This window comes from Devosia sp. Root413D1 (genome assembly GCF_001425235.1).
Classification (GTDB): Bacteria; Pseudomonadota; Alphaproteobacteria; order Rhizobiales; family Devosiaceae; genus Devosia_A.
In genome coordinates this window covers 360,026-384,907 of record NZ_LMEA01000001.1, presented here as the reverse complement: position 1 = coordinate 384,907, position 24,882 = coordinate 360,026, and the positions used below count along the sequence as shown (strand labels likewise).

The following is a 24,882-nucleotide window of genomic DNA, read 5'->3' as shown; positions in this document are numbered from 1 at the left end:
GAAGTCCTTAAAGCCGCAGATTACGTTGCGTTATTGGGGGTTTTTGGCTACCGGACCTTCATCAGAATTCCGTTAACCGGTCAACAGAGAGGGCCATGCAGAACGCCCCGGAAAGTCTCGAAATCATCCGCGCCCGGATCGAGCGGGCGCACCAGCGCTTCGGCCCGCCGCCGGATCGGGTGGAGCTGGTCGCTGTCTCCAAAACCTTCGATGCCGCAGCAATCCGGCCGTTTCTTGACGCTGGGCAGCGGGTGTTCGGGGAGAACCGCGTGCAGGAGGCCAAGGAAAAGTGGCCGGAGCTGCGGGCTTCCTATGACGGCATAGAATTGCATCTGATCGGCCCGCTGCAGACCAACAAGGCGCGCGAAGCGGTGGCGCTGTTCGACGTGATCCAGACCGTCGACCGCGACAAGCTGGCGGGTGTGCTGGCGGAGGAGATGAAGCGGGCGAGCCGGCGCCTGCCGGTTTTCGTGCAGGTCAATATCGGGCTCGAGGAGCAGAAGGCCGGGATCGCGCCTTCCGACGCCGCGGCGTTCGTCGGCCGTTGCAAGGATCTGCATGGCCTCGATGTGATCGGGCTGATGTGCATTCCGCCCGAGGCCGATCCGGCCGGGCCGTATTTCGCGCACCTGGCGTCGCTGGCGCGCGACGCTGGGGTCGAGAAGCTGTCGATGGGGATGAGCAGCGATTTCGAGACGGCGATCGCCATGGGCGCGACGCATGTGCGGGTCGGCAGCGCGCTGTTCGGGCATCGGGGATGAGTGCCGGCCGGCTCGGCCTCGCCGAGGCGGAGCAACTGGTGGCCGAGCGGCTGGGCGCGAGCCCAAGAGCTGCACATTCGCGCTTCGTTGGCCTCCTGATGCAGTGTCTGGCAACCGAACTCGGCGCCGATGCCGGGCTGTGGCGGATCGTCGGGCTGGCGCACGATCTCGACTATTTTGCCGTCGACGGCGACTGGCGCCGGCATGGCGTGCTGGCGGCGGAGTGGCTGAAGGGGCGGCTGCCGGATGAGGCGCTGATGGCGATCGCGGCGCACGACCATCGCACCGGGCTGGAGAGCGCAGCACCGATCGCCGAGTGCCTCAGGTTGGCGGACGGTCTTGCCGTGCTGGATGAGGATGCCGGCCGGGATCGCACGCTTGCCGCGCTGGCTGGCGGATCCATCGCCGATATCGTCGGCCACCGCCGGTTTCTGATCGAGATCATCGCCGGCAACGCGGCGAGGCGCGGCGTGGAACTGGCCAGGCTCGGGCGGCTGCTGACGGGGTTGCCAAGGCAGGGCTAGCCGCGGTCCCCGAGCTGCTATGACGCCATAGAACCGCACTGCGACCCTTCTGGAAAGCAATACTTCACGCAGGGTTACTTCGTATGTCGGCGTCGATATTCGGAGTGTGAAGCTTACATGACACTGCTTTTCGTTGTCGTCGGGTCGTGATAGCGTCCGCGTCTCTGCCGATACTTACGATCCACATGTCTCTGTCCGAGGTGAGTGCCTGCCATGGTGGCAAGGCGCCGCTTGTGCTTTCGGGAGCAGCGGAATGGCTGGCGAGTTTCAGGTTACGGGGAAGAATGCCGCGGCACTGTTTACGTTGAAGGTGCACCGCGGTGACGGCATGGCGCTGCTGGCCATGAATTGGCGCAACGGCAAGCCACCTGAGGATTTTGTCGGCTTTGCCATCGAGTACCGGGTGCCCGGCGGCACGCGCTTCCTCGCCGTGCATAACCGGATCGCCTTCCCGGGGCCGGGCGGTGCGGTCAATCCCAACAAGCTGTCGTCACGGCTCTCGCCGATCCAGAAGTTTCGTTGGGTGCACTTCCCCTTCAATGCCGAGATTCCGGGCGAGTACACCTACATGGTGACGCCGGTGTTCATGGCCGACGATGGGCAACTCAGCTACGGCGAGCCGCAGCTGGCCGATATCGAGCTCAGGCGAGAGACCTATCCGGGGGCGATCAACATTGCCTATACACGCGGCTTCGTCTCCTCGCAGGCCTTCGTCGATCGGTACGAGAAGCATGGGTCGATCTCGACGCTGCTGCCCGCGAGTGCCGATGACGGGCTGACCTTCACGCCGACCCATCCCAAGACCGAGGAGGCGCTCACCTGGATGGGGTTCGAAGGGCGCCACGCGATCTACGAGACCCTCGACGAAGCGATCGCCGACCCGGGCGCCAAGGTATTCGTCGTCGCCTACGACCTCAGCGAGAAGGGCTTTGTCGATAAGCTGCGGCAATTGGGGCCGCGACTGCGGATCATCATCGACGATGAGGGCGACCACGGCGACGCGCATTCGGGGGAAACCCAGTCGGCTGACCTGCTCATCGCTTCGGCGGGGGCGGCCAACGTCAAGCGCCAGAATATGGGCAGGCTGCAGCACAACAAGATGATCGTGGTCGACGGCGCCCAGGTGAAGAAGGCCATCGGCGGCTCCACCAATTTCAGCTGGCGCGGCTTCTATGTGCAGTCGAACAACGCCATGATCTTCACCGGCGCGGCGCCGGTCACGGTGTTTCGCGAGGCGTTCGAGGATTTCTGGACCGAGGCCGGTTTTGCCACCAGCCGCTCGGCCCTGTGGCGGGACCTGGGGATCGCCGGGGTCGACGTCAAGGCGACGTTCTCGCCGCATGCGCCAGCCAATGCGCAGCTCAAGAAGATCGCCGCCGATATCGACAGCGCCAAGTCGAGCCTGCTGTTCTCGCTGGCTTTCCTCTGGCAGACGCCCGGGGTCATTCGGGACGCCGTAGGGCGGGTGCGCGACAACAACCAGCGGTTCGTCTACGGCATTTCCGACAAGAAAGTCGGTGGGCTCGATGTGCAGAAGCCGGACGGCAACCCGCCCGCGGTGTTTCCCACCGCGCTGCTGAAGGGCAGGACCCCGGCGCCGTTCAAGGCAGAGCCGGTGGGCGGCAGTGGCAACCGCATGCACCACAAGTTCGTGGTGATCGATTTCGACAAGCCGACGGCCCGGGTCTATCTCGGCTCCTACAATTTCTCGAAAGCTGCAGACGACACCAATGGCGAGAACCTGATCCTGGCGCGCGATCGGCGGATCGCGGTGTCCTACATGGTCGAGGCGTTGCGGATGTTCGACCACTATCACTTCCGCATCGCCCAGCAGGAGGCCAAGGCCGCCGGCACCAAGCTGCAGCTGAAGTTTCCGCCCGCCGCCGCGGGACAGGACCCCTGGTGGCTGCGTGACTATACCGACGTGCGCCGGATCAAGGATCGCCTGATGTTCTCCTAGGCGTGAGGCGGATGCTATGGCGTCATAGCGTCCGTCCGGCATGCCGAACCGGCTTCAGGCCGCAATGACCAGGCGCTGCCAGCGGCCGGGGGTCATGCCGAAAGCCTTGAGGAAGTGGCGGTGGAAGTGGCTCTGGTCGGCGAAGCCAGTCTCGGCGGCGACAGCGGCTATGGACTGGCCTGCCGCAAGCAGGCGTCGGCCTTCGGTGACCCGACGCATGGTCAGGTAGCGGTGCGGACTGGTGCCGAAGCGGGCCCGGAACTGGCGCGAGAGCGTGAAGCGATCGAGGCCGGAGACCGCTTCGAGCTCATCGGAGCGGATCGACTGCAGTCCGGCATGGTTGAGGAGCTCCGCCACCCGCGCCAGCGCCACCAGGTCGAGCAGCGATGCTCGCTTCGCCGGCGCGTCGGCACGACGCAAGAGGCCTTCGGCGAGCTCGGCCACCACCTGGTCGGCCAGCAGGGGCTCGAGGGTGTTGTCCATGTCGCCAAAAGCTTCGAGCAGCGCCGAACGGAGCGCCATGTCGTCGACCACAGGGGCGGCAACGAAGGGCAGGCCGGCATTCTGCAATCCGGCCTGCACCAGCGCCGGGTCGAGGTAGAGCATGCGGTAGGTGAGGCCCTGTTCGGTGCCGGCGCCGCCGTCGTGGATCTCGTCGGGGTGGAGGATGATGACCTGGCCGGGCAGCGAGGCCCGGACTTCGCCGCGGTACCAGAAGCTCTGCACCCCGCGCAGGGTCACGCCGAGCGCATAGGTATCGTGCCGGTGTCGGGCATAGGCATTGCCGAGGAACCGCGCCTCGATCCGCTCCATGCCCGGATAGCCGGGCGCGGAGCGCACGACGTCGGCGGCCGCGCTGCACAAACGTTCAAGACCGATACCGGTCTCTGCGCCTAGGACCGGCGGCACGTCAGCACCTCTGTTCCGGGTTTCCACCATGTTCGACACCAAGATCGCCATCGTTCTGCGCGAGGATCTCGCACCGTGGCAAGCGCTCAATGTTACCGCATTTCTTGCCGCCGGAATTACGGCTCAGCACCCCGAAATTATCGGCGAGCCCTATATCGATGGCGCCGGCAACCGCTTCAGTTCGCTGTCGGTGCAGCCGGTGATCGTCCTCGCGGCGGATGCCGAAGCGATGCGAAGCATCCATCGGCGCGCCCTGGAGCGCGGCATCGTGACCTCGGCCTATATCGAGGAAATGTTCTCGACCGGCCATGATGCGGCCAACCGCGAAGTGTTCGCGCGGTTCGCACCGGAGGATGCAAGGGTCGTCGGCATCGGGCTGCGGGCCGAGCGGAAGATCGTCGACAAGGTGGCCAAGGGAGCAAGGATGCACCCCTGACGCGGCCCGGCCGCACTCCTATGGCGTCATAAGACCCTCAGGTTGCGGCTGCTGTGTCGATCAAACTGCCTGCAGCTCGAACATCGTCAGCTCAGCACCGGACAACGCGAGGGTCGCCGGGGGCTGGGCGATGCCGTTCAGTTCGAGCCGGGCCGGCGGGTCGGTGAAGGCCAGCTTGATCGGGCGAGAGCCCTTGGAGATGACGCGCACGGCGTCATCGGATACCGCGATTTGGAAGCCGTGGTGCTGGAGCGTGGTTCTGTGCTCGAGGCCGGCGACGAGGAGGACCGAGGTCCCGGCGGCATCGAGGTCGGAGGGCATCCTGGCGCCGAGGCGGGCTTCGTGCTGGAAGGCCAGGGGGAGGGCGGCGCCTTCACGGAGGAAGACCGGGATCTCTTCGAGCGGAGCCGCGACCTGGTGGGTTTGCCCGCCGTCATACCAGCGGTTCTGGAACAGGTGCCACCAGCGGCCCTCGGGCAGGTAGACTTCGCGGGCGGTATCGCCCTCCCCAATGATCGGGGCGACCAGCAGGTCGCGGCCAAACATGTACTGGTCCCACAGCCCGGCCGCACGGCGATCGCCCTCGAAATCCAGCAGCATGGCGCGCAGCAGCGGCTGCTTTTCGGCGACGCACCAGGCGGTCTCGCGCTGGAGATAAGGCAGCAGCGACATGCGGAGGTTGGCGAAAAAGCGGTAGCCGCTGAGCGCCCGCGCGTCGCCGGAGCGTTCGGCGATGTTCCAGGGGGTACGGTCCTGGTTGAATTCGGCCTTGCTCTCGGCGTGGTACTGCATGATGGGGGAGAAACACGCCATGGCGGCCGAGCGCACGTAAAGCTCGGCGCTCGGCACTTCGCCGGAGAAGCCGCCAAGGTCCCAGCCCCAGAAGATCACCCCCGACATGCCGGCTGAGAGGCCGGCGAGGATCGAGCGTTTGAACGCATCCCAGGTCGAGCGTTCATCGCCGGCCCAATGGGCCGGGAAGGTCTGCGCTCCCGTATAGCCGGCGCGCGAAAAGCAGATCCCGCCATTCTGCTGGGCGAAGCGGTAATAGGCCGAGATGTAGTCGCGCGGGTAAGCGTTGCGGTGCTCGAGCCCGGTACGGCCGTCGGCGAAGGCGAGGTCCTTGCCCCAGACCATCTCGCCGCCGTCGGTCTTGAAACCATCGACGCCGAGCTCGTCGATCAGATACTGGCGCTTCGAGAACCACCAATCGCGGCCGGCGGGGTTGGTGAAATCCATCAGCAGGCTGTCCTTGAACCAGCCTTCGGGCAACCGCAGCGGCGTGGCGTCGGGATGTTTCACGCCAAACCCTTCGGCGAAGAAATGGCTTTCGTCATTGCGCTTCTGCAGGTGCTTCAGCGCCGGGGACTGCTTGATGATCGGGATTTGCCACAGGATCAGCCGCAGGTCGTTATCGTGGAGATGCGCGGCGAGGCCTTTGGGGTCGGGCCAGCGACCCCATTCGGGGAAGCTGAAATCACCATAGGTGAAGGCCTCGGCGCCTGGCTTTTCGGCGTATTGGGCGTCGTTGAAGATGTAGAAGGTCGCTTCGTCCGACCAGGCTTCGATGACGAGGACCGTGGCCGGGATCTCGTGCTCGAGGGTGAGCGCCACCTGCTTTCGTACCTCGGCCTCGCTGTCCCAGTTGTTCGAGGACATCCAGGGGCCGAGCGCCCAGACGGGAACAGGTGCGGGGTCGCCGGTGAGCGCCATGAACTGGCTGACCTGCGCGGTGACGGAGCCGGTCAGGAGGTCGATGGCGAGGTGGGCGGCTTCGACCCCGAAGCGGGTTTCCCCTGCTATGCCGAGGTCGAACCAGGAATAGGAATCGGTGGCGAGATGGAGGCCGAAGCCGGCGTCGGTATAGCCGACCGGCATCGGCATATAGGTCCGTAAGCCCTGTTCCTTGTACTGGTTGTAGACGAACTGGTCGACGCGGTTGCCCGCCTGGTTCAGCGCGTTGTAGCGCTCACCGAAACCGTACCAGCCGCAGGGCGGGTGGGTGAGGGTGGCGGAAATCTCACGGATGGTGCCGTCGCGGGCCTCGAGCCAGGAGATATCGGTGAGGGCGACGGCGCCCAGTTGCAGCGGGAGCGTCGTGTCGCCGGCACTTGGGGTGATGTCGATGCGGCCGTCAATGACGGTGACGCGCACCGGGGCGCTGCCCTGCTGCCGGCGCCGAAGCGTCTCGTAGACGAACGGTCCCTGGATGACCTCCGGATGCTCGGTGAAGCGGATACGGTATTCGACCAGCGATCCCTGAGGTGTGCGAGGGAGGATGAACTCCCAGCAATCGCCCTTGAAGCTGCCGGCAATAGCAGTTGCGCCGACAACGAGCTCGAGCGGCTCGTCCGCCGATAGCGGCGAGGCCTGGGCGCGGACGATCACCTCGTCGGTATCGGTGATCAGTTTGGGGAAACGCTCTTCGAGCAGCGGCTCGTAGCGGTTGCCATTGCCGTCCGGGGCGTGGCGGATGAAGCGGGCCTCGAGCTGGCCGAGGGTCTTGAGGCGCTGGGCGACGATGGGCGCCGGCGTCGCGGCGAGCAGCTTTCGGCTTTTGGCGTAGCTGCCCTGCTCGGCATAGTACCAGGCGAGGAGCTGGCGGTCGGCCGGTGTGGCGCTCGCCAGGCGATCGGGTGCCGTGAGGGCGCGGACCGCGTCGACCAGCACCAGGTCCTCGCAGTCGAACAGGCCGAAGGGCACGGCGGCGAGGAGGACGTCGAACTCGAGCGTTGTCTTGTCGGAGGACGACATCAGCGCGCCGAGGCGCACATGGTTGGCATAGACGTGGTTCTTCACCCGGCCGACGAGGCGCGTGGTGCTCTCGTCACGCGACAGGTGGTTGGTCTCGCGCAGGGCGGCGGCCCACAGCGCCACGACCCAGGTGTCGGTGAAATGGTTCTGGTTGGGCGAGAGTTCGCGCTCGAGGCGCGCAGTGATGGAGGTGCGCAGTGCCGTGGCCTTGGCGGAGCGAAGCAGCGTCAGGTTGCCGGTGAGGGCGGCGAGGTAGAGGGCGAGCGCGGCTTCGACCGGATCGGTGGGATCGGCGTCGGTGAGGCGCGCGGCGATCTGCGGGGCGACCGGGGCCGGGTCACGCAGCAGCTCGGCATAGAGCGCGAAGAACCAGGGGTGGCGGGTGGCAAGGGCGGGTTCGCGAGCGTCGGTGGTCATGGCTGGTTCCGGTGTGAGTGGCCGAGAGCCCGGGGACTCCCGGCCTTGCCCTTTGGGAGGCAAACTGTGATGGGGCGGGTGCCGGTGTCTGCGGCCACCCCCACCCTTGATCCCTCCCCACAAGGGGGAGGGAGACGTAAGAACCGAGGCCGTCCAGCTATCGCCTCCCTCCCCCTTGTGGGGAGGGAATGAGGGTGGGGGTGGCCCGGAACTCCATGCGCTTAGAGCAACCCCTCGATCGCCGCCTTGGCGTCCTTCAGCGCCTGCTCCGGCGTCTTCTGGCCGAGTTTGGCGGCTTCGAGTTCCTTGCCCACCGCGTCGGTCAGCTGGTTCCAGTTGCCGATCACCGGCGGCACCACCGCGGTGTCGAGCGCCTGAAACACCACTTCGCGGCTTTCGGGGACCGGCTGGTCGAGATAGCCCTGCACCGCGGCGGCATCGGAGACGGCAGGGAGTTCCCAGCCGGCGGCGATGCGGAGGTCGACGGCGGCCTTCGACGAGGTCAGGAACTTGATCCACTGGTAGGCTTCGGCCGGGTGGGCGCTATTGGCCGAAACCGCGACGCCATTGGCGAAGAAGTGGTGCGCCTTGCTGGTCTTGCCCGGCTCGAGCGCGATATCCCAGTTGAACTTGGCATTCTCGGTGAAATCGCCGAGCAGCCAGATGCCGGTGCGGAGCATGGCGATCTTGCCGGCCTTGAACAGATCCTCCGAGGACTGGCCGGCCATTTCGACGTCGGACGGGGTGACCTTGTAAGTCGACACCTTGTCGATCATCCAGGTGAGCGTCTCGATATTCTGCGGCGAGTCGATGGTGACGGTCTTCTTGTCGGGCGAGAGGATCGAACCACCATTCTGGGCGATGGTCTTGTAGAATTCCCAGAACTGGATCGGGGCGAAATCGCCCCAGACGCCGGCGCCGGCATTGGTCAGCTTCTGCGCCGCGGCGAGCTCTTCGGTCCAAGTCCAGTCGGCAGTCGGGTAGGCAACGCCAGCGGCGTCGAACAGGTCCTTGTTGTAGAACAGGACGACGTTGGAGAAGCTTTCGACGAGGCCATATTGCTTGCCATCCTCAGCGAAGGCGGCGAGCGCGGTCGGGTTGTAGACCGAGGTCGAAAAGCCGGTATCAGCTGCAATCAGCGGGGTGAGGTCGGCGAGCGCGCCCTTTTCCGCATAGGTGACGAAATTCTCGAAGTTGAGTTCGAAGGCGTCGGGCGCTTGCTTTGCAGCAACGACGGTCTGCAGCTTGGTGAAATAGGCGTCCCAGGCGGCGGTCTCATAGGTGACCTTGATGCCCGGATGCTCGGCCTCGAACGCGGCGATGGTGGCGTCGAGTTCCTTCAGATAATTCGGCGCCGCCGAGAAGGTCATGTATTTGATGGTCACGTCCTCGGCGAGAGCCGGGGTGATGAGGGCGCTGGCGAGCAGCAGCCCGGTGAACGTTCTACGCAGCATGGTCTTTTCTCCTCCTTGAGACCTTGGTCGTTTCTTTGGGTTCGTTACTTGAGCCCGGTGTGGGACAGGCCCTTGATGATGAAGCGCTGGGCGAAGACGTAGACGGCGATGATCGGCAGCGTGGCGATTACTGCGCCGGCCATCAGCACGTTCCAGTCAGTGGTCCAGCGGCCCTGCAGGGCGCTAAGGCCCAGCGGCAGGGTCATCATGGATTGGTCGGTGGTGATGATCAGCGGCCACAAAAAGCTGTTCCAGCTGGCCATGAAGGCGAACACCGCGAGGGTGGCGAGCGCCGGGCGCGCCAGGTGGATGGCGATGGTGAAGAAGATCCGGATATAGCCGGCGCCATCGATGAAAGCGGCTTCCTCGATCTCCTTGGGCAGCCGCAGGAAGAACTGCCGGAGCAGGAACGTGCCGAAGGCGCCGAAGCTCGAGGGCAGGATCAGCGCCTGGTAGGAATTGGTCCAGCCGAGCCAGTTCATGATGATGAAGAGCGGGGTGAGGGTCACCTGCTGCGGGATCATCAGCGTCGCCAGATAGGCGTAGAACAGCACGGTGCGGCCGCGGAATTCGATGCGCGCGAAGGCGTAGCCCGACATGGCGCAGAACAGCACCATCAGCACGGTCGAGGTGACCGAGACGAAGATCGAGTTGAAGAGGAACTGGCCGACCGGGGCGCTGTCGAACACTTTTGCGTAGTTGTCTGATGTCGCCGGGTCGGGCAGCCAGTTAGGCGGGGTGACGAAGGTGGCGCCGGCGGTCTTCAGCGAGGTAGAGACCATCCAGGCGAAGGGCAGCAGCATGACCACCGCGCCGGCGATGAGGATGGCGTAGGTGGCGAGGTCGGGGAGGGTCACGCCTCGGCGCTTCCTCTCGAGCACGGAGTCATTCCCGCGAAAGCGGGAACCTCCGTTTGCGGTGTCTGCCGCACGCTCAGCCAACAGAGGTTCCCGCTTCCGCGGGAATGACCCGGTGGGTGTGGTGAGATCAGTCGTCACCGTGGGGTTCGCCGGCTCAGCCATCGGACCGATCCAGCTTCTTCTGCAACAGGTTCTGCGCGATGGTCACCGCGAAGATCAGAGCGAACAGCACCCAGGAGATGGCGGAGGCGTAGCCCATCTTGTAGTAGCTGAAGGCGTTCTTGTAGATCAGCTCGACCATCACCGAGGTGGCGCCGGCCGGGCCGCCCTGGGTCATGATCCAGACCTGGTCGAACACCTGGAACGACGAGATCAGCGAGATGGTGGTGACGAAGAACGTGGTCGGCGCCAGCATCGGGAAGGTGATCGACCAGAACCGCTGCCAGGGCGTCGCGCCATCGAGCGCGGCGGCTTCGTAGAGCGGCTCGGGAATATCCTGCAGGCCGGCCAGATAGATCACCGTGACGAAGCCGATATCCTTCCACACCGAGGTGAGGATGACGCCGGTCATTGCCCAGGCCGGGTCGAACAGCCAGCCCGGCCCTTTGATGCCGACGGCGCCGAGCGCGAAATTGACCAGCCCGTATTGCGGGTTGAGCAGCCACTTCCAGATCAGCGACACGGCAACCCAGGAGGTGACCACCGGCACGAAGTAAATGGCGCGGAAGACGACGCGGCCACGGATGCGGCGGTTGAGCAGCAAGGCGAGCCCGAGCGCGATGATCACCACCGAGGGCAGGTAGCCGAGGATGAAGGTGAGGGTGTTGCGCAGCGCCCCGAGCACGGCCGGGTCGGCGAGCGCGGTGACGTAGTTGTCGATGCCGACCCAGCTGATCTCGCCGATCAGGTCCCATTCGGAAAAGCTGAGCACCAGCGAGGACAGTACCGGCGCCATCAGGAACACCACCATGCCGGCAAGGCTGGGTAGCAGCAGCACGGCCAGCGCGAGATACTTCGAGCGATCGGCGGCAGGGCTCATCTCGCCCCTCGCTGGCTGACGCTGTCACGCTCGACGATGGCGACATCGACAAAACTGTCGCGCGGGGCGTCGGTCTTGTTGAGGATGGCGCTGATCAGCCGGCCGGCGAGTTGGCCCTTGCCGAGGATCGATTGATCGACGGTGGTGAGCGCCGGGTAGACCATGCGCGAGATCGAGAGGTTATCGAAACCCATCACCGAGTAGTCCTCGGGGATGCGCTTGCCGAGCCGATGCAGGCCGGCGAGGAGGCCGGCCGCGATCAGGTCGGCGGTGCAGAAGGCGGCGGTGGTGTCGCGGAGCGCCACCAGCCCTGCAGCGGCCTCGGCGCCCCAGTCGAAGGTGACTGAGCCGGAGAGGATGCGGGCCGGATCAAAGCCGATGCCGGCTTCGGCCAATGCCCGCTTGTAGCCGTCGACGCGGTGCTCGATGACGCCGTCGGTGCGGATCACACCGGTCACCAGCGCCACCCCCGAGTGGCCCTTGCCGATCAGGTACTTGGTGGCGCGGTAGGCAGCGGCCTCGTCGTCGACGCCGAGGCGGTAGAAGCTGGGGTCGTCGATATAGCTGTCGATCAACAGCGTCGGCAGGGCGAGTTCGCGCAGCCGATCGTATAGCGCTTCACGATAGACGCCGAGCACGATCAGCGCGTCCATGTTCCAGTGCGAGAGGGTGTCGAGCTGGGCGTTGCTCTCACCCACTCCCGACAGCATCATGTAATAGCCGTTGGCGCGCAGAGCGCTTTCGATGCCGGAGATCATCTCGGCATAAAACGGGTTGTCGAGCAGCAGCTGGTTCTGGTTTTCGGTGAACGGGATGATCACCCCAACCATGCGCGAGGCGTTGGAGACGAGGCTGCGGGCGCTCATGTTGGGGCGGTAGCCCAGCGTCTTCACCGCCCCCATGATGCGCTCGATGGTCTCCTCCGAGGCCTTGGCGCGGCGGCCGTTGATGACGTTGGAAACGGTCATCGGCGAGACGTTCGCGGCGAGCGCAATGTCCTTGATCGTGGCCCGTGCCAAGTCGCAGATCCTCCTCTGAGAGCCGGGTGCAGCTCATCGGTTTTGCGTTAAACCGGCCGGCCCGTGGTTCCGCGCGACGATTCTTGCTTCGATCGATCTGCGTGGGAGCGGCGTAGTTTTACGTTAAACCGACGTAGTGATATGCCCCGATCGTTTGCCTGTCAACCGCACCCCGGTGGTCACGACCGCAGAGCGGGGCGATCACGCTCGCCGGGCCAGCATGTCAGGGGGTTCGGCGCCGACTTGTTGGCTGTCAGCCAATTGTCAGCTTCCCGTCAGCATCGCGTGGCTAAGACTGGCGATCGAGGGTGAAACCAATCTGTGTCAAATCACGTTTCTCATCTCGCGGCGGTCTCACGCCATTTTGATTGGCGGGCCGCAAGGTCCGGCAATAACTCAGCAATTCGAAGCCAATGGCTTGGGGTACCTCACATGAACAGACGGCGCATCCTGATTGTCGACGACGATGCCGACCTGCGTAAGACTTTGATCGATCAGCTGACGCATTATCGCGAGTTCGATCTGGTGGAGGCGGAATCGGCGTCGGATGCGCTGGGCAAGGTCCGCGGCGCCCATGTCGACCTGATGCTGCTCGATGTCGGGCTGCCCGATATGGACGGCCGCGAGGCAGTGAAGATCCTCAGGCGCGAGGGTTTTAAGAGCCCGATCATCATGCTGACCGCGCAGGACAGCGATTCCGACGAGATCCTCGGGCTCGAGTCGGGCGCCAATGACTATGTGACCAAGCCGTTCCGCTTCTCGGTGCTCCTGGCGCGCATCCGCGCCTCGCTGCGCCAGCACGACCAGAGCGAGGACGTGGTGTTCACCATCGGGCCCTACAGCTTCCAGCCGGCGGCCAAGCTGCTCGAGGCGCCTGACGGGGCCAAGGTGCGGCTGACCGACAAGGAAACCTCGATCCTCAAGTATCTCTACCGGCAGGGTCCCAAGACCATCACCCGCGAGATCCTGCTCAAGGAAGTGTGGGGCTACAATAACCGGGTCACCACGCATACGCTGGAAACGCACATCTATCGGCTGCGCCAGAAGATCGAGCGGGACCCATCCAATGCGCGCCTCCTGGTAACGGAAGACGGCGGCTATCGGCTGGTGCCGTAAGGCGTCGAGGCTGCGCGCCAGCCAGTGCATAACTTTTGCCGCGTGGGCCGACGCGGCAAAAGGGATTCCTGACAGCGGCAAGAAATGCTCTATATCGAGGGCCGCGGCACAACCGGGCGCTGAAGCGCCGGGTATGTTGCCGGCGGTCCGGGAATAGGGCGGGATGCAACTCGACGACGCGGCGACGATACTGGGACGTGCGGATTTCTTCGAAATCTGCGACGCCGAGCAGCGGCGATTGCTCGCGTTCGCCTCGGAACGGAAGAAGTTCCGCCCCGGCAGCGTCATCTATGCCTCCGGCGACCAGCCGGAAGGCGCGCATGTGCTGGTCTCGGGCACGGTGTCGAGCACGCAGGATGGCGCCGAGAACAACCCCTACCTGATCCACGATGTCGGTGCGGTACTCGGCGCCATGGCGCTGGTCATCCCCAAGCCGCGGCCGGTGACGATCCGGGCGGTGGACGCGGTGGAGACGCTGTTCGTGCCGCGCACAGCGTTCATGAAGCTGGCGAACCAGTATCCGGACCTGGCCGGCCGGGCCGCCGACCGGATCCGGCGGGAACTGACCAGCTATCTCGGCGCGATCGAAGGCTCCCGGGAGCGCTTCGGCAAGGGGTAGGTGGATAGGCTTGGGCCACCTGCCTCACCCACGGTGTCACCCGGCGAAGGCCCATGGGCGCTATGTTCGTGCCCACCCACCGGCTGTCATCCCTGCGAAAGCAGGGACCCATCCATCCACCTGCGCCGCGGCGAGTTGGGTCCCTGCTTTCGCAGGGATGACACCGAGTTTAGGGGTGCTGCCTCGTGGCAAACTCGCCATGGTCGGTGCCCCGAGCACACAACCGGTGGCTGTTCCACGTGAATCAGTCGGGAATCACCGCGTCGACTTCGATTTCGACCAGCCAGTCGGGATCGACGAAGGCGGTGACCTGCATCAGCGTGGTCACCGGACGGATGGTGGCAAAGGCCTCGGCGTGGGCGCGGGCAGCGTCTTTCCACAGCGCGATGTCGGTGAGGATGATGCGGGTCCTGGTGACATGCTCGAGGCTCGAGCCGGCATCGGTCAGTGCCTTGGCGATGATCTCGAGGCAGCGCCTGGTCTGGCCGTAGACGTCGCCGATGGCGGCGGTGCCGCCTTCGGGCCTGATCGGAGCGGTGCCGCCGACGGCCACAATTTTGCCGACGCGGACAGCGCGGGAAAAGCCGATCACCGGTTCGAGGTAGGAGCCGGAGCTGACGAGTTTTCGCGACATGGTGGGTTTCCTCTGCTCAGGCTTCACGCGAAGCGGGCGATCACCGGGACGTGGTCGGAGGGTTTGTCGCTCCAGCCGCGCGCCGGCTTGATGATCTCGGCGCCGGCCGTGTGGGCGGCGACGTCGGCGGTGGTCCAGATGTGGTCGAGGCGGCGGCCCTTGTTGGCGGCCTGCCAATCCTTGGCGCGGTAGCTCCACCAGGAATAGAGCTTCTCCTCGGCCGGGAAGTACTTGCGCACCACGTCGACCCAGCCGTGACCGCCGCTCAGCAGCGCGTTGAGCGCTTCGGTCTCGATCGGCGTGTGGCTGACGACGTCGAGCAGCTGCTTGTGGCTCCACACGTCGTGTTCCAGCGGGGCGATGTTGAAGTCGCCGCAGATCAGCTGGCGCTGCTTGAAGTGGTCCTCGCCGAACCAGCTCTTGAGCTCCGAGAGGAAGCCGAGCTTGTGCTTGAACTTGGGGTTGAGTTCGGGATCGGCGAGATCGCCGCCGGCTGGGATGTAGAAATTGTGGACGGTGAGCGGGCCGAACTCAGAGCCCTGGCCGAAATCGACCAGCGCCGAGACGTGACGGCTTTCCTCGATCTCGCAGAAGACGCGCGAGGAAATGTCGGTCAGCGGGTGCTTCGAGACGATGGCGACACCGTGATAGCCCTTCTGGCCATGTACGGCATGGTGCGGGTAGCCGGCGGCGGTGAACTCGTTACGCGGGAACTGGTCGTTGAGGCATTTGATCTCCTGCAGGCACAGCACGTCGGGGTCGTACTGGCGCAGGAAATCGAGGACGATCGGCAGCCGCAGGCGGACCGAATTGATGTTCCAGGTGGCAAAGCTCGTCGGCATGAAAAAGGCGCCTCAGGAATGTGAGGCGCCTCTTATGCAGAGCGGGGCAGGGGGCGTAAAGCCGGAAACGCCGCGTGATTGCTCAGGCGTCGGGAGGGGCCGCCTTCGAGCGGAAGGTCGGGTCGATATAGAAGTAGGATTTTGGAATGGCGACGTCCTTTTCGACATCATAAAGCGAAAAGGTCAGCTCGGCGCCCGACGGTTCGGTGAGCGTCCACTGCTTCATGTCGAGGCTCTCGGTGTCGAACACCAGTGCGACCCGCACCACGCCTTTGGGGGTATCGTCCTGCAGGGTGATCGAGAAATAGTCGTCGGATTGGGCGACGGCGACGATGTTGGCCTTGAACAGGTCGATCTGCGAATCAAGGAACTGGCGCAGCGGTACCTTGTCCTGCGGATAGGCGTACTGGGTCTTCTCCTTGCGATCGACGACGTAGAAGCCGCGGCCGACCGACACGATCTGCTCGTAGGAGGGGGGATTGTAGCGGAACAGGATCTTGCCCGGCCGCTCGAGGAAGAAGGTGCCCTCGATGCGCTGGCCGCGGGTATCGATCTGCAGAAAGCGGCCGACCATGGTCTTGATCAGCGAGTTGTGCTCGTTGATCCGGGTGATCAGGTCGCGTTCAGCGTCGGTCAGTGTCCGAGCTTCCTGCGCCAGGGCGGGGAAGGCGGCGAGCAGGGCGGCGAAGGCGAGAAAGCTGCGGCGGATCATCTTGATGACGTTCCCTTTGTGGTCTGGAGCCGATCACCCGTTTCGTCGAAACGCTGACCGTCTCCAAGTCTTTGATTTGTGGAGCATGCCTCTAGACAGCAATTGCGGCAACAGCGGGAAGGTTCCGGATCACGGCTCCTTGTTGCCCCCTTGGCGATCCTTTTTGCCGCGGGCGATCTCGGTGGCGAGCGAGGCGAGCTTGTGAGTCCAGAAGCCACGGAAGCGGTCGAGCCAGTCGTCGATGTCGCGCAGCGGCGCGGCATCGAGCCTGTAGACGCGGCGGGTGCCTTCGGGACGTACGGTGGCGAAGCCCGACTCGCGGAGCACCTTCAAATGCTGGCTGACCCCGGCTTGGCTGATGCCGAACTCGGCGGCAATGACCTCGACCACCTCGCCCGAGGCATGCTCGCGTTCGGCGAGCAGCTCGAGGATGCGGCGGCGGACCGGGTCGCCGAGAACGTCGAACGCGTGCATCACATCTCCGGGGGCGGGGCCTCGCCGGTGTAGAACTGCCGCGTCGCCTCGGCTGCCGTCAATGCCTGCTCGCGGTTCTCACCGGCGGTGATCGCCGCGGTGCCCCAGCCGTCGCTGGCGCTGCGTATGAACGCCTTGGCTTCGGGCAGGAGGTGCCAGCCTTCCACCGCTTCCTGCGGCAGGTTGGCGGTGGGCTCGGCCAGGTGACGGGCGAGGCCCATGAAGCCGAGGTCCCAGCCGACCCCGACGGCGCCGGGCCCGAACCTGTCCCAGTGCGGATCGATGAAGGCGACGTGCTCGAGTTCGAGCCGGGCGCCGTCGGCGGCGGGCGCGAGCGTGATGGTGATCCAGCTGATGGCGCCGGCGAATTCCCAGGTGGCGGCGATCCGGCGCTGCGGTTCGCATTCGGTGATGGTGCCGCCGGCATTGTTCTCGACCTGGAAGCGGCCGCCGAGCTTCAGCTCGCCGCTGACCGGCGAGAACCAGCGGCGCAGCCGGTCGGGGTTGCTGACGGCATCCCAGAGGTCGGCGACGTCGGTGTCGTAGACGCAGCTGGCGACCACCGCCTTGGCGGGTTTGCCGTCGCGCTCGAGGTTGCGCACCGAGCGGGACATGGCGTTGACGTGGGCGGTAAGATCGAAAGGCATCGTCGCGTCCTCCAGTATCAGGTGACGCTTATATAAGGTGCAACTAATATTATGTCTAGGGGGGCGAGGCGGCCGACCCGCGCGCAGCGATCGTGCCCCACCCACCGGGTGTCATCCCTGCGAAAGCAGGGACCCATCTATCCACCTTCGCGGGCTGTGAGTTGGGTCCCTGCTTTCGCAGGGATGACACCGAGCTTAGGGCGTTGCCTGGCGGCGGAGAGGGGCCTCGAACAGAGGCCCCGCTCAATACCCGTCGGAATTGTTGCCGACGAGGATTTCGCGTTTGCCGGCGTGGTTGGGGGCGGAGATGACGCCTTCCTTTTCCATGCGTTCGATCAGGGTGGCGGCCTTGTTGTAGCCCACCGCCAGGCGGCGCTGGATGTAGGAGGTCGAGACCTTCTTGTCGGTCAGCACGACGTTGACGGCCTTGTCGTAGAGCTCGTCACCCGAGCCGCCATACTCGTCACCGTCACCACCCGACGCGCCGCCTTCATCCATCTCGTCCTCATCGGCGACGATGGCATCGAGATAATCCGGGGCGCCCTGCGACTTCAAGTGGTTGACCACTGCCTCGACTTCGCTGTCGGCGACGAACGGGCCATGCAGGCGCCGGATGCGGCCGCCGCCGGCCATGTAGAGCATGTCGCCGTTGCCGAGCAGCTGCTCGGCGCCCTGCTCGCCCAGGATGGTGCGGCTGTCGATCTTCGAGGTCACCATGAACGAGATACGGGTGGGGAAGTTGGCCTTGATGGTGCCGGTGATGACGTCGACCGACGGGCGCTGCGTGGCAGTGATGACATGGATGCCGGCGGCGCGGGCCATCTGTGCGAGGCGCTGCACCGAGCCTTCGATTTCCTTGCCGGCGACCATCATCAGGTCGGCCATTTCGTCGATGATGATGACGATGAACGGCAGCGGCTCGAGGTTGAACTCTTCGCTCTCGAAGATCGCCTCGCCGGTTTCACGGTCAAAGCCGGTCTGCACGGTGCGAGTGATCACCTCGCCCTTGGCCTTCGATTCGCCAACACGCTGGTTGAAGCCATCGATGTTGCGCACGCCGATCTTACTCATCTTGCGGTAGCGGTCTTCCATTTCGCGCACCGCCCACTTGAGGGCGACCACGGCCTTGGAAGGATCCGTCACCACCGGGGTGAGGAGGTGCGGGATACCGTCATAGATACTGAGTTCCAGCATCTTGGGGTCGATCATGATCAGGCGGCACTGCTCCGGGGTCATCTGGTAGAGCAGGCTGAGAATGAAGGTGTTGATGCCCACCGACTTGCCCGAGCCGGTGGTGCCGGCGATCAGCAGATGCGGCATGCGGGCGAGGTCGGCGATGATCGGCTCGCCGCCGATGGTCTTGCCCAGGCAGATCGGGAGCTTGCCCTTCATCTTCTCGAAATCGGACGAGGCCAGCATTTCGCGCAGGTAGACGGTCTCGCGCACCTCGTTGGGCAGCTCGATACCGATGGCGTTGCGGCCGGGGACCACGGCGACGCGCACCGAGATGGCGCTCATCGAGCGGGCGATATCGTCGGCCAGCGAGATGACGCGCGACGACTTGATGCCGGGAGCGGGCTCGAGCTCATAGAGGGTGACGACCGGGCCGGGGCGGACATTGATGATGTCGCCCTTGACGCCGAAATCGGCGAGCACGGATTCAAGCTTCCTCGCCATCGCCTCGAGCCGCTCGGGCGCATGCTCGGGGCTGGCGCCCTTGTGCTTGGGCGGCGTGAGGAGGTTCAGCTCGGGCAGCTCGAAGCCATGCGGCTCGTCGAGGAACGAGCCCTGGGCTTCGCGGGCGGCGCGCATGCCGGGCTGCGGCCGGGGCGCCGGCGCGGCGACGCGTGGCGACACCACCGGCGCTGCCTGGTGGGCCGCCGGGACGTGCGGCATGGGAGCCGGGCTGCGCGACGCGGCCATCGGGCCGCGCAGCGGAGTCTGCATCTCCCAGCGCGGCATGTCGGCTTCTTCATCCGGCTCGGGCGGGTAGTCGTCGAATGGCGGCTCGTCATGCGCGGCAACGATCGAGCGGCGCTCGACGGTGAGAGCGGGTTCGGCGCGACCGGCAGGGGCCGACGGCGCATGGCCATGGAGGCTCGGCTCGACCGCTTCGCCGCGCCAGGCTTCGGCTTCCGCCTCGGCAGCCCGGCGCTGGGCGATGCCGGCGCGGGCCCGGCGGACGGCGGTGCGGGCCGAGAAGCCCAGATGCACGGCGTAGCCGAGGATCACGTCAAAGATCGAATCGCGCTCGGGCTCGTCGTCATCGACAGGCGCAGCGGCGGCAGCGCCCCTCGTGCCGGCCGGCTTGGCCTTGCCCTTGCCCTTGGGCAGCTCGGGCAGGGTGACCCTACCGAGGCCCATGCCGATCCAGAACAGCGCCAGGGTCGGGGCCGCAATGATGATGGCGAAGAGGATCGCGGTCACCGGCTGCGGCGTGGCGCCGGTGGCGAGAACGGCGAGGTTGGTAAAACTCTGGCCGATGAGGCCGCCGAGCCCGGTGGGCAGCGGCCAGCTCTCCGGCGCGGCAATGAAAGCAAACAGACCGCAGCTCAGGACGCTCGCGGCGACCCAGGCGAGAAGGCGCAGGCCCATGCGCGAGGGGACGCGGTGGCGAATCAGGCCCCAACCCCAGAGCGCAGGCGGCACCAGCAGGGTGAGAATGCCGAGGCCGAAGACCTGGAACGCCATGTCGGCAATGACGGCGCCCGGGAAGCCGAGCCAGTTCCTCGCGGGTTCACCCGAGGCGTAGGAAAGGCTCGGATCATCCACCTGCCAGGTGGCGAGGGACAGCAGCACGATCGCCACCAGCCCCAGGATGATGGCCCCCATCAGGCGGACGGGGATGCGGATCGCTATGGCGGGGGCGGTCTCTCGACGGGCGTCTTCGAGCAGGTGCTGTGCCGGCATCGTCTGGTACACTCTACAAACGGAACGCTGAACCGGCGGCAGACGGCGCGCCGATCGAAGGCTGATCCTAGGCGGTTAGGGTTAACCCGGAACTAACTGGATGGGGGTGGTGCGAGGGCTGACGGCGCGCGGTTTGGCGCTGAGGCTCCGGTCGCCGTTCGCCCTCTCGGGTTAGTGGCCGGATCTAACCTCAAGCACCGGTGATGGACCGGCACGGTTCGGGCCCGACCAACCGTCCGAGCAGTGGGTCCCGGCATTCGCCGGGATGAGGGCCGGTGGGGACGTATCTATCAAAGACAGAAAGGTCCGAAGGGGCCCTCCCCGTTTTCGGGGGCGTTCGGAGAGGGCCGTCGGTTTGGCGGACCAGCCGCGGCCGGTGGCTGAGGAGGTTTCAGCTACCGGCCGCGCTTGGGGGGTCCGCCGCACGGGGACAGATACACCTTAGAGCAGGCGTCGTTTGGCCTGCGTGATGTCAACGTGAGCATCACCGGTTAGTCGAAAGTTGCATCGATCCAACGTCGCCGGAGGGGTCGATCAGGTCCCTTGCAAATGACTGACCAGTCAGTTATTAGTTTACTGACCGGACAGTCAGTAAGGTTACACGACCGATGAATACCAATGATCAAGAGCGCGGACCGAAGTTCCGCCGGCGTGCCGAAGCGCGACCGGACGAGGTGCTGGATGCGGCGCTGGAGCTGTTCATCGAGACGGGCTTCGCCTCGACCCGGGTCGAGGACATCGCCAAGCGCGCCGGGCTGAGCAAGGGCACGGTCTATCTCTACTTCCCATCCAAGGAGGCGCTGCTCGAAGGGCTGGTGCGGCGGGCCATCCTGCCGATCGCCGATTCGGCGCTGATGACACTGCATGATTACGAGGGCGATCCGCGCGTCGTGCTCAGCATGGTGCTGACCATGCTGGCCGGCCGGTTCGGCGACCCCAAGGTGATGGCGATGCCCAAGCTGATCTTCCGCGAGGCGATGGGCTTTCCGGGCCTTGCCGAAATGTACCGGCGCGAGGTGCTGGACCGGGTGCTGCCGGCGGTCGAGGGGCTGCTGCGGCGCGGCATCGAGCAGGGCTACCTGCGGCAGGTCGACCCCAGCCTCACCATCCGCTCGATCATCGGACCGCTGATGCTGCACGTGGCGATGGCCGAGATCTTCGGCATCACGCCGGAAGGCGGGCTGCACATGGAGAAGCTGGTCGAGAACCACCTCACCATCCTGTTCGACGGGCTGAGCGCTCCGCCGAGCGCCAAGCAATGGTCAACGAGCTGAGCGAGGAAGCGATGAACGCGGTGTGGACGACCTATATCGAAGCCTATCCGGTGCCGGCCCGTCGGCATTGGGCCCAGGTGCTGCTGCTCGGCAACGGCCTGGTGCTCGGGGCGACGGGACTGGCACAGGCAAGCTTCGATCTTGCCGGATACTTCCTCAATCTGGGCCCTCTGGCGGCAGCGCTCCACGGCAACCCCGACGCCCTCGCCTATTTCGAGGCGCACGCGCTGGCAATGCTGGCGGCGGTGCTGCTGATCGCCAACCACCGGACCGCTGGGGCGGGTTGGAACTGGGCCGCCGCGGCCATTCACCTGCTGCTGGGCGGCGCCAACCTGCTGTTCTGGCCAACCTTCGTTGCCTACGACCTGGTGCCGATGGGGATCGTCGCAACATCAGGACATGCGCTGTTTCTTGGGCTCGAACTGGTAGCAGCCGGGGCCCGCTCGGCGCCGGACAAGCGGAGACGATGATGGACGGTTTTCTGGCCTGGTTGTTCGGCCTCATTGCACTGGTGATCCCCGGGTTCGGCGCAACCGAAGCGCCGGGCTATAACGGCTACGTCGAAGCGCGCTACGTCTATGCCTCGTCGAGCACCGCCGGACCGATCGAGACGATTTCGGTGCGCGAGGGCGATGTGGTGCTGGAAGGCGACCTGCTGTTCCGGCTGCGCTCGGAGCAGCAGATCGCGCTGCTCTCGGCCGCCGAGGCGCGGGTGGCGGCGGCCGACGCGGGGCTGAAGAACCTCACCACCGGCAGCCGGGCCGACGAACTCGATGTCATCCAGGCGAGCCTGCAAAAGGCGCAAGCCGACATGAATCTCGCCAAGGACAGCGCCACGCGCAGCGAAAAGCTGTTCAAGGAAGGCCTGGTGCCGCAATCGAAGCTCGACCAGGACCGGGCGAGCCTCGCCAGCGCCGAAGCGGCGGTGCGCCAGCTCGAGGCGCAGCTGAAGGTGGCCGAGCTGCCGGCGCGCAGCGAGCAGCAGGTGCAGGCGGAAGCCAACCTGGCGGCAGCGCATGCCGATGCCGAAAAGGCCAATGCCGATCTCGCCGACCGCACTATCACCGCGCCGGCAGCAGGGCGGATCGAGCGGGTGTTCTTCGATGCCGGTGAGATCGTCGCGGCGGGGACACCGGTGATCTCGATCCTGCCGGAGGGGGCGCTGAAGGTGAAGTTCTACGTGCCGGAGACGGCGCGGGCCGGGTTGGCGCTGGGCGACCAGCTGGCGGTGAGCTGCGACGGCTGCCCTGATGGGCTGACCGCGAAGGTCAGCTACTTTGCCTCGGACCCGCAATTCACCCCGCCGGTGATCTATTCGCGCGATGAGCGGCAGCGGCTGAGCTACCTGGTCGAAGCAACGCTGGAGGGCGCGAGCCTCCATCCGGGGCAGCCGGTGACGGTGGAGCGGCGGCCATGAGCGAGCCGCTGGTCATCGATGTGCATGGGCTGACCAAGAATTTCGGGCCGAAGCGGGTGGTCGACCATTTCGACATCCAGGTGCCGAAGGGCGCGATCTACGGGTTTCTGGGGCCGAACGGCTCGGGCAAGACCACCACCATTCGCATGCTCTGCGGGCTGCTGACGCCGGATGAGGGTGAGGGCACCTGCCTCGGTTTCGATGTGCGGAAACAAGCCGAGCAGATCAAGGAGCAGGTCGGCTACATGACGCAGAAGTTCTCGTATTACGAGGACCTCAGCATCCGCGAGAACCTCGACTTCGTGGCGCGGATGTACCGGCTCGACCGGCGGAAACAACGGGTCGACCATGCGCTGGCCGATCTCGGGCTCGCCGACCGGCAGAAGCAATTGGCCGGCTCACTGTCGGGCGGCTGGAAGCAGCGGCTGGCGCTGGCGGCGTGCCTGCTGCATGAGCCGAAACTGCTGCTGCTCGATGAACCCACCGCCGGCGTCGACCCCAAGGCACGGCGCGACTTCTGGGACGAGATCCGCCGGCTTTCCGCCATGGGCGTCACCGTACTGGTCTCGACCCACTACATGGACGAGGCGGTGCAGTGCGATTTCATCACCTATATCGCCTACGGCAAGAAGCTGATCGACGGGCCCTCGAGCAAGATTCCCGAAATGGTGGGGCTCGAGACGTGGCGGGTGGAAGGGCCTGACCTGGCCAGGCTCGAGGACCGGCTGCTCAAGGAGCCCGGCGTGGTGCAGGTGGCGCGGTTCGGCACGGTGCTGCATGTCTCGGGGACCGACAAGGCCGCGCTGGAGGCGACGGTCGAGCGCTTGAAGGCCGAGGGTACGCATCGCTGGAGCCTGCAGGTGGCGGGTCTCGAGGAGGCGTTCATCTACCTGATGACCGGGGCGCGGGACAATTTCGCCGGCGACAGCGACGATGCCGGCAAGCCGGGACAGGTCGCGGCATGAACCTCGGCTTCTCACTCAAGCGCTTCGGCGCGGTGCTCTACAAGGAATTCATCCAGATGCGGCGCGACCGCATCACCTTCGGCATGATGATCGGGTTGCCGATCATCCAGCTGTTCCTGTTCGGCTTTGCCATCAACGCCGACCCGCGCAACCTGCCGACGCTGGTGGAGATGGGCGATAACGGGCCGCTGAGCCGGGCGGTGATCGCGGGGATGCAGAACTCGTCCTACTTCGCCTTCAAAGGCGCGGTCTCCGGGATCGGCGAGGGCGAAGAGGCGCTGCGCCGGGGTGAAGCCAACTTCGTCGTGGTGATCCCCGAGGATTTCGAGCGCGACGTGGTGCGCGGCAACAAGCCGGAGATTCTGGTGGCAGCCGACGCGTCGGACCCCTCGGCGACCGGCGGGGCAGTGGCGGCGCTGTCGGGGATCGTCAACGTGGCGATCGGCGAGACGCTGACCGGACCCCTGGCGCAGCAGGCGGGGTCGGCGCCGTTTTCGATGGTGGTGCACCGGGAATACAACCCGGAAGGCAAGACCTCGACCAATATCGTGCCGGGGCTGCTGGCCATCATCCTGTCGATGACCATGGTGATGATCACCGCGGTGGCGATCGTCAAGGAGACCGAGCGCGGCACCATGGAGATGCTGATCGCGACGCCGGTGAAGCCGCTCGAGGTGATGCTGGGCAAGATCCTGCCCTATGTGTTCGTCGGTTATGTGCAGACCGCGGTGTTCCTTGCCGCGGCTAGCCTCGTCTTCGGGGTGCCGTTCGAGGGCAGCGTCTGGGCGTTCTTTCTCGGCTTCAACCTGTTCATCGTGGTGAACCTGGCGCTGGGCTTTTTGATCTCGACGGCGGCCAAGAGCCAGATGCAGGCGATGCAGCTGAGCTTTTTCACCATTCTGCCCTCGATCCTCCTCTCCGGCTTCATGTTCCCGTTCGCTGGCATGCCGGGCTGGGCGCAGTTCATCGGCCAGGCCGTGCCGGCGACGCATTTCCTGCGGGTGGTTCGCAAGGTCATGCTGAAGGGCGGCGAGGTGGCGGATGTGACCGGCGAGCTCTGGGCGCTGGTGGCGATCCTGTTGGTGATCTCGGGGATCGCCATGCTGAGGTATCGCCAGACGCTGGACTAGCCGCGCGGC

23 protein-coding genes are annotated in these 24,882 nt (G+C 65.5%); 11 read left to right on the top strand and 12 right to left on the bottom strand.

Annotated elements, in window-relative coordinates:
• Window positions 1–95: 95 nt before the first annotated feature.
• From ASC89_RS01910 to ASC89_RS01900, 3 genes are all read left to right on the top strand, one after another.
• Window positions 96–761 (top strand): YggS family pyridoxal phosphate-dependent enzyme, encoded by a 666-nt coding sequence (locus ASC89_RS01910; protein ID WP_055874609.1) that lies wholly within the window; start codon window positions 96–98, stop codon window positions 759–761.
• A complete protein-coding gene (locus ASC89_RS01905; RefSeq protein WP_055994146.1) occupies window positions 758–1,285 on the top strand; it encodes an HD domain-containing protein in 528 nt (175 codons plus the stop codon). The genes ASC89_RS01910 and ASC89_RS01905 overlap by 4 nt, the downstream gene beginning before the upstream one ends.
• A 253-nt stretch (window positions 1,286–1,538) precedes the next feature.
• Window positions 1,539–3,245, top strand: coding sequence for a phospholipase D-like domain-containing protein (locus ASC89_RS01900; RefSeq protein ID WP_055994144.1), 1,707 nt, complete (start codon window positions 1,539–1,541; stop codon window positions 3,243–3,245).
• 54 nt (window positions 3,246–3,299) lie between these two features.
• Here the strand turns inward: ASC89_RS01900 and ASC89_RS01895 are convergent, their stop codons facing one another.
• Window positions 3,300–4,154, bottom strand: coding sequence for an AraC family transcriptional regulator (locus tag ASC89_RS01895; protein WP_055994142.1), 855 nt, complete (start codon window positions 4,152–4,154; stop codon window positions 3,300–3,302).
• 28 nt (window positions 4,155–4,182) lie between these two features.
• Here ASC89_RS01895 and ASC89_RS01890 point away from each other — a divergent pair, with 28 nt between their 5' ends.
• Window positions 4,183–4,590 (top strand): DUF2000 family protein, encoded by a 408-nt coding sequence (locus ASC89_RS01890; RefSeq protein ID WP_055994140.1) that lies wholly within the window; start codon window positions 4,183–4,185, stop codon window positions 4,588–4,590.
• 60 nt (window positions 4,591–4,650) lie between these two features.
• Here the strand turns inward: ASC89_RS01890 and ASC89_RS01885 are convergent, their stop codons facing one another.
• The 5 genes from ASC89_RS01885 to ASC89_RS01865 form a co-directional block, all read right to left on the bottom strand.
• A complete protein-coding gene (locus tag ASC89_RS01885; RefSeq protein WP_055994138.1) occupies window positions 4,651–7,761 on the bottom strand; it encodes a TIM-barrel domain-containing protein in 3,111 nt (1,036 codons plus the stop codon).
• 221 nt (window positions 7,762–7,982) lie between these two features.
• A complete protein-coding gene (locus ASC89_RS01880) occupies window positions 7,983–9,215 on the bottom strand; it encodes a sugar ABC transporter substrate-binding protein (protein WP_055994136.1) in 1,233 nt (410 codons plus the stop codon).
• Between the two features lie 44 nt (window positions 9,216–9,259).
• A complete protein-coding gene (locus ASC89_RS01875; RefSeq protein ID WP_200940400.1) occupies window positions 9,260–10,072 on the bottom strand; it encodes a carbohydrate ABC transporter permease in 813 nt (270 codons plus the stop codon).
• A 157-nt stretch (window positions 10,073–10,229) separates the two neighbouring features.
• Window positions 10,230–11,114: a carbohydrate ABC transporter permease gene (locus ASC89_RS01870; RefSeq protein WP_055874634.1), complete on the bottom strand. Its 885-nt coding sequence runs from the start codon at window positions 11,112–11,114 to the stop codon at window positions 10,230–10,232.
• Window positions 11,111–12,133, bottom strand: coding sequence for a LacI family DNA-binding transcriptional regulator (locus ASC89_RS01865; RefSeq protein ID WP_055994132.1), 1,023 nt, complete (start codon window positions 12,131–12,133; stop codon window positions 11,111–11,113). Before ASC89_RS01865 ends, ASC89_RS01870 begins: the two co-directional genes overlap by 4 nt.
• A 432-nt stretch (window positions 12,134–12,565) precedes the next feature.
• On the opposite strand from ASC89_RS01865, the gene ASC89_RS01860 reads away from it, so the two are divergent.
• Together ASC89_RS01860 and ASC89_RS01855 are read left to right on the top strand one after the other, a co-directional pair.
• A complete protein-coding gene (locus ASC89_RS01860) occupies window positions 12,566–13,249 on the top strand; it encodes a response regulator transcription factor (protein WP_055047030.1) in 684 nt (227 codons plus the stop codon).
• Between the two features lie 163 nt (window positions 13,250–13,412).
• The gene (locus ASC89_RS01855) at window positions 13,413–13,868 is read left to right on the top strand and encodes a cyclic nucleotide-binding domain-containing protein (RefSeq protein WP_055994130.1); all 456 of its coding nucleotides are present in this window, start codon (window positions 13,413–13,415) and stop codon (window positions 13,866–13,868) included.
• A gap of 244 nt (window positions 13,869–14,112) precedes the next feature.
• Here ASC89_RS01855 and ASC89_RS01850 read toward each other — a convergent pair whose 3' ends face one another.
• From ASC89_RS01850 to ASC89_RS01825, 6 genes are all read right to left on the bottom strand, one after another.
• Window positions 14,113–14,502, bottom strand: a complete 390-nt coding sequence (locus ASC89_RS01850) for a RidA family protein (protein ID WP_055994128.1) — start codon at window positions 14,500–14,502, stop codon at window positions 14,113–14,115.
• Window positions 14,503–14,525: 23 nt separating this feature from the next.
• Window positions 14,526–15,344 (bottom strand): exodeoxyribonuclease III, encoded by an 819-nt coding sequence (gene xth, locus ASC89_RS01845; RefSeq protein ID WP_055994126.1) that lies wholly within the window; start codon window positions 15,342–15,344, stop codon window positions 14,526–14,528.
• A gap of 82 nt (window positions 15,345–15,426) precedes the next feature.
• Window positions 15,427–16,056 (bottom strand): outer-membrane lipoprotein carrier protein LolA, encoded by a 630-nt coding sequence (locus ASC89_RS01840; RefSeq protein WP_055874649.1) that lies wholly within the window; start codon window positions 16,054–16,056, stop codon window positions 15,427–15,429.
• A gap of 129 nt (window positions 16,057–16,185) precedes the next feature.
• Window positions 16,186–16,530, bottom strand: coding sequence for a helix-turn-helix transcriptional regulator (locus tag ASC89_RS01835; protein ID WP_055994124.1), 345 nt, complete (start codon window positions 16,528–16,530; stop codon window positions 16,186–16,188).
• Entirely contained in the window at window positions 16,530–17,177 is a 648-nt protein-coding gene (locus ASC89_RS01830) for an SRPBCC family protein (RefSeq protein WP_055994122.1), read from the bottom strand. Before ASC89_RS01830 ends, ASC89_RS01835 begins: the two co-directional genes overlap by 1 nt.
• Before the next feature lie 243 nt (window positions 17,178–17,420).
• The gene (locus ASC89_RS01825; protein ID WP_082533125.1) at window positions 17,421–20,087 is read right to left on the bottom strand and encodes a DNA translocase FtsK; all 2,667 of its coding nucleotides are present in this window, start codon (window positions 20,085–20,087) and stop codon (window positions 17,421–17,423) included.
• A 608-nt stretch (window positions 20,088–20,695) separates the two neighbouring features.
• Between ASC89_RS01825 and ASC89_RS01820 the strand changes: the two genes are divergently transcribed.
• From ASC89_RS01820 to ASC89_RS01800, 5 genes are read left to right on the top strand one after another with little or no spacing between them, the layout of a single operon-like run.
• The gene (locus ASC89_RS01820; protein WP_055994120.1) at window positions 20,696–21,361 is read left to right on the top strand and encodes a TetR/AcrR family transcriptional regulator; all 666 of its coding nucleotides are present in this window, start codon (window positions 20,696–20,698) and stop codon (window positions 21,359–21,361) included.
• Window positions 21,346–21,831, top strand: a complete 486-nt coding sequence (locus ASC89_RS01815; protein WP_055994117.1) for a hypothetical protein — start codon at window positions 21,346–21,348, stop codon at window positions 21,829–21,831. Before ASC89_RS01820 ends, ASC89_RS01815 begins: the two co-directional genes overlap by 16 nt.
• Entirely contained in the window at window positions 21,831–22,778 is a 948-nt protein-coding gene (locus tag ASC89_RS01810; RefSeq protein WP_055994115.1) for an HlyD family secretion protein, read from the top strand. Before ASC89_RS01815 ends, ASC89_RS01810 begins: the two co-directional genes overlap by 1 nt.
• On the top strand, window positions 22,775–23,743 hold the full coding sequence (locus ASC89_RS01805; protein ID WP_055994113.1) for an ABC transporter ATP-binding protein: 969 nt from the start codon (window positions 22,775–22,777) through the stop codon (window positions 23,741–23,743). The genes ASC89_RS01810 and ASC89_RS01805 overlap by 4 nt, the downstream gene beginning before the upstream one ends.
• Window positions 23,740–24,873, top strand: coding sequence for an ABC transporter permease (locus ASC89_RS01800; protein WP_055994112.1), 1,134 nt, complete (start codon window positions 23,740–23,742; stop codon window positions 24,871–24,873). Before ASC89_RS01805 ends, ASC89_RS01800 begins: the two co-directional genes overlap by 4 nt.
• The last annotated feature ends 9 nt before the right edge of the window (window positions 24,874–24,882 follow it).

What these genes read in the sequence shown, in the direction of transcription:
- ASC89_RS01885 (WP_055994138.1), bottom strand. Translation starts at nt 7,761, where the DNA reads ATGACCACCGACGCTCGCGAACCCGCCCTTGCCACCCGCCACCCCTGG.
- ASC89_RS01860 (WP_055047030.1), top strand. Translation starts at nt 12,566, where the DNA reads ATGAACAGACGGCGCATCCTGATTGTCGACGACGATGCCGACCTGCGT.
- ASC89_RS01850 (WP_055994128.1), bottom strand. Translation starts at nt 14,502, where the DNA reads ATGTCGCGAAAACTCGTCAGCTCCGGCTCCTACCTCGAACCGGTGATC.
- ASC89_RS01910 (WP_055874609.1), top strand. Translation starts at nt 96, where the DNA reads ATGCAGAACGCCCCGGAAAGTCTCGAAATCATCCGCGCCCGGATCGAG.
- ASC89_RS01840 (WP_055874649.1), bottom strand. Translation starts at nt 16,056, where the DNA reads ATGATCCGCCGCAGCTTTCTCGCCTTCGCCGCCCTGCTCGCCGCCTTC.
- ASC89_RS01805 (WP_055994113.1), top strand. Translation starts at nt 22,775, where the DNA reads ATGAGCGAGCCGCTGGTCATCGATGTGCATGGGCTGACCAAGAATTTC.
- ASC89_RS01810 (WP_055994115.1), top strand. Translation starts at nt 21,831, where the DNA reads ATGGACGGTTTTCTGGCCTGGTTGTTCGGCCTCATTGCACTGGTGATC.
- ASC89_RS01855 (WP_055994130.1), top strand. Translation starts at nt 13,413, where the DNA reads ATGCAACTCGACGACGCGGCGACGATACTGGGACGTGCGGATTTCTTC.
- ASC89_RS01905 (WP_055994146.1), top strand. Translation starts at nt 758, where the DNA reads ATGAGTGCCGGCCGGCTCGGCCTCGCCGAGGCGGAGCAACTGGTGGCC.
- ASC89_RS01830 (WP_055994122.1), bottom strand. Translation starts at nt 17,177, where the DNA reads ATGCCTTTCGATCTTACCGCCCACGTCAACGCCATGTCCCGCTCGGTG.
- ASC89_RS01870 (WP_055874634.1), bottom strand. Translation starts at nt 11,114, where the DNA reads ATGAGCCCTGCCGCCGATCGCTCGAAGTATCTCGCGCTGGCCGTGCTG.
- ASC89_RS01900 (WP_055994144.1), top strand. Translation starts at nt 1,539, where the DNA reads ATGGCTGGCGAGTTTCAGGTTACGGGGAAGAATGCCGCGGCACTGTTT.
- ASC89_RS01800 (WP_055994112.1), top strand. Translation starts at nt 23,740, where the DNA reads ATGAACCTCGGCTTCTCACTCAAGCGCTTCGGCGCGGTGCTCTACAAG.
- ASC89_RS01825 (WP_082533125.1), bottom strand. Translation starts at nt 20,087, where the DNA reads ATGCCGGCACAGCACCTGCTCGAAGACGCCCGTCGAGAGACCGCCCCC.
- xth (WP_055994126.1), bottom strand. Translation starts at nt 15,344, where the DNA reads ATGCCGACGAGCTTTGCCACCTGGAACATCAATTCGGTCCGCCTGCGG.
- ASC89_RS01820 (WP_055994120.1), top strand. Translation starts at nt 20,696, where the DNA reads ATGAATACCAATGATCAAGAGCGCGGACCGAAGTTCCGCCGGCGTGCC.
- ASC89_RS01815 (WP_055994117.1), top strand. Translation starts at nt 21,346, where the DNA reads ATGGTCAACGAGCTGAGCGAGGAAGCGATGAACGCGGTGTGGACGACC.
- ASC89_RS01880 (WP_055994136.1), bottom strand. Translation starts at nt 9,215, where the DNA reads ATGCTGCGTAGAACGTTCACCGGGCTGCTGCTCGCCAGCGCCCTCATC.
- ASC89_RS01835 (WP_055994124.1), bottom strand. Translation starts at nt 16,530, where the DNA reads ATGCACGCGTTCGACGTTCTCGGCGACCCGGTCCGCCGCCGCATCCTC.
- ASC89_RS01890 (WP_055994140.1), top strand. Translation starts at nt 4,183, where the DNA reads ATGTTCGACACCAAGATCGCCATCGTTCTGCGCGAGGATCTCGCACCG.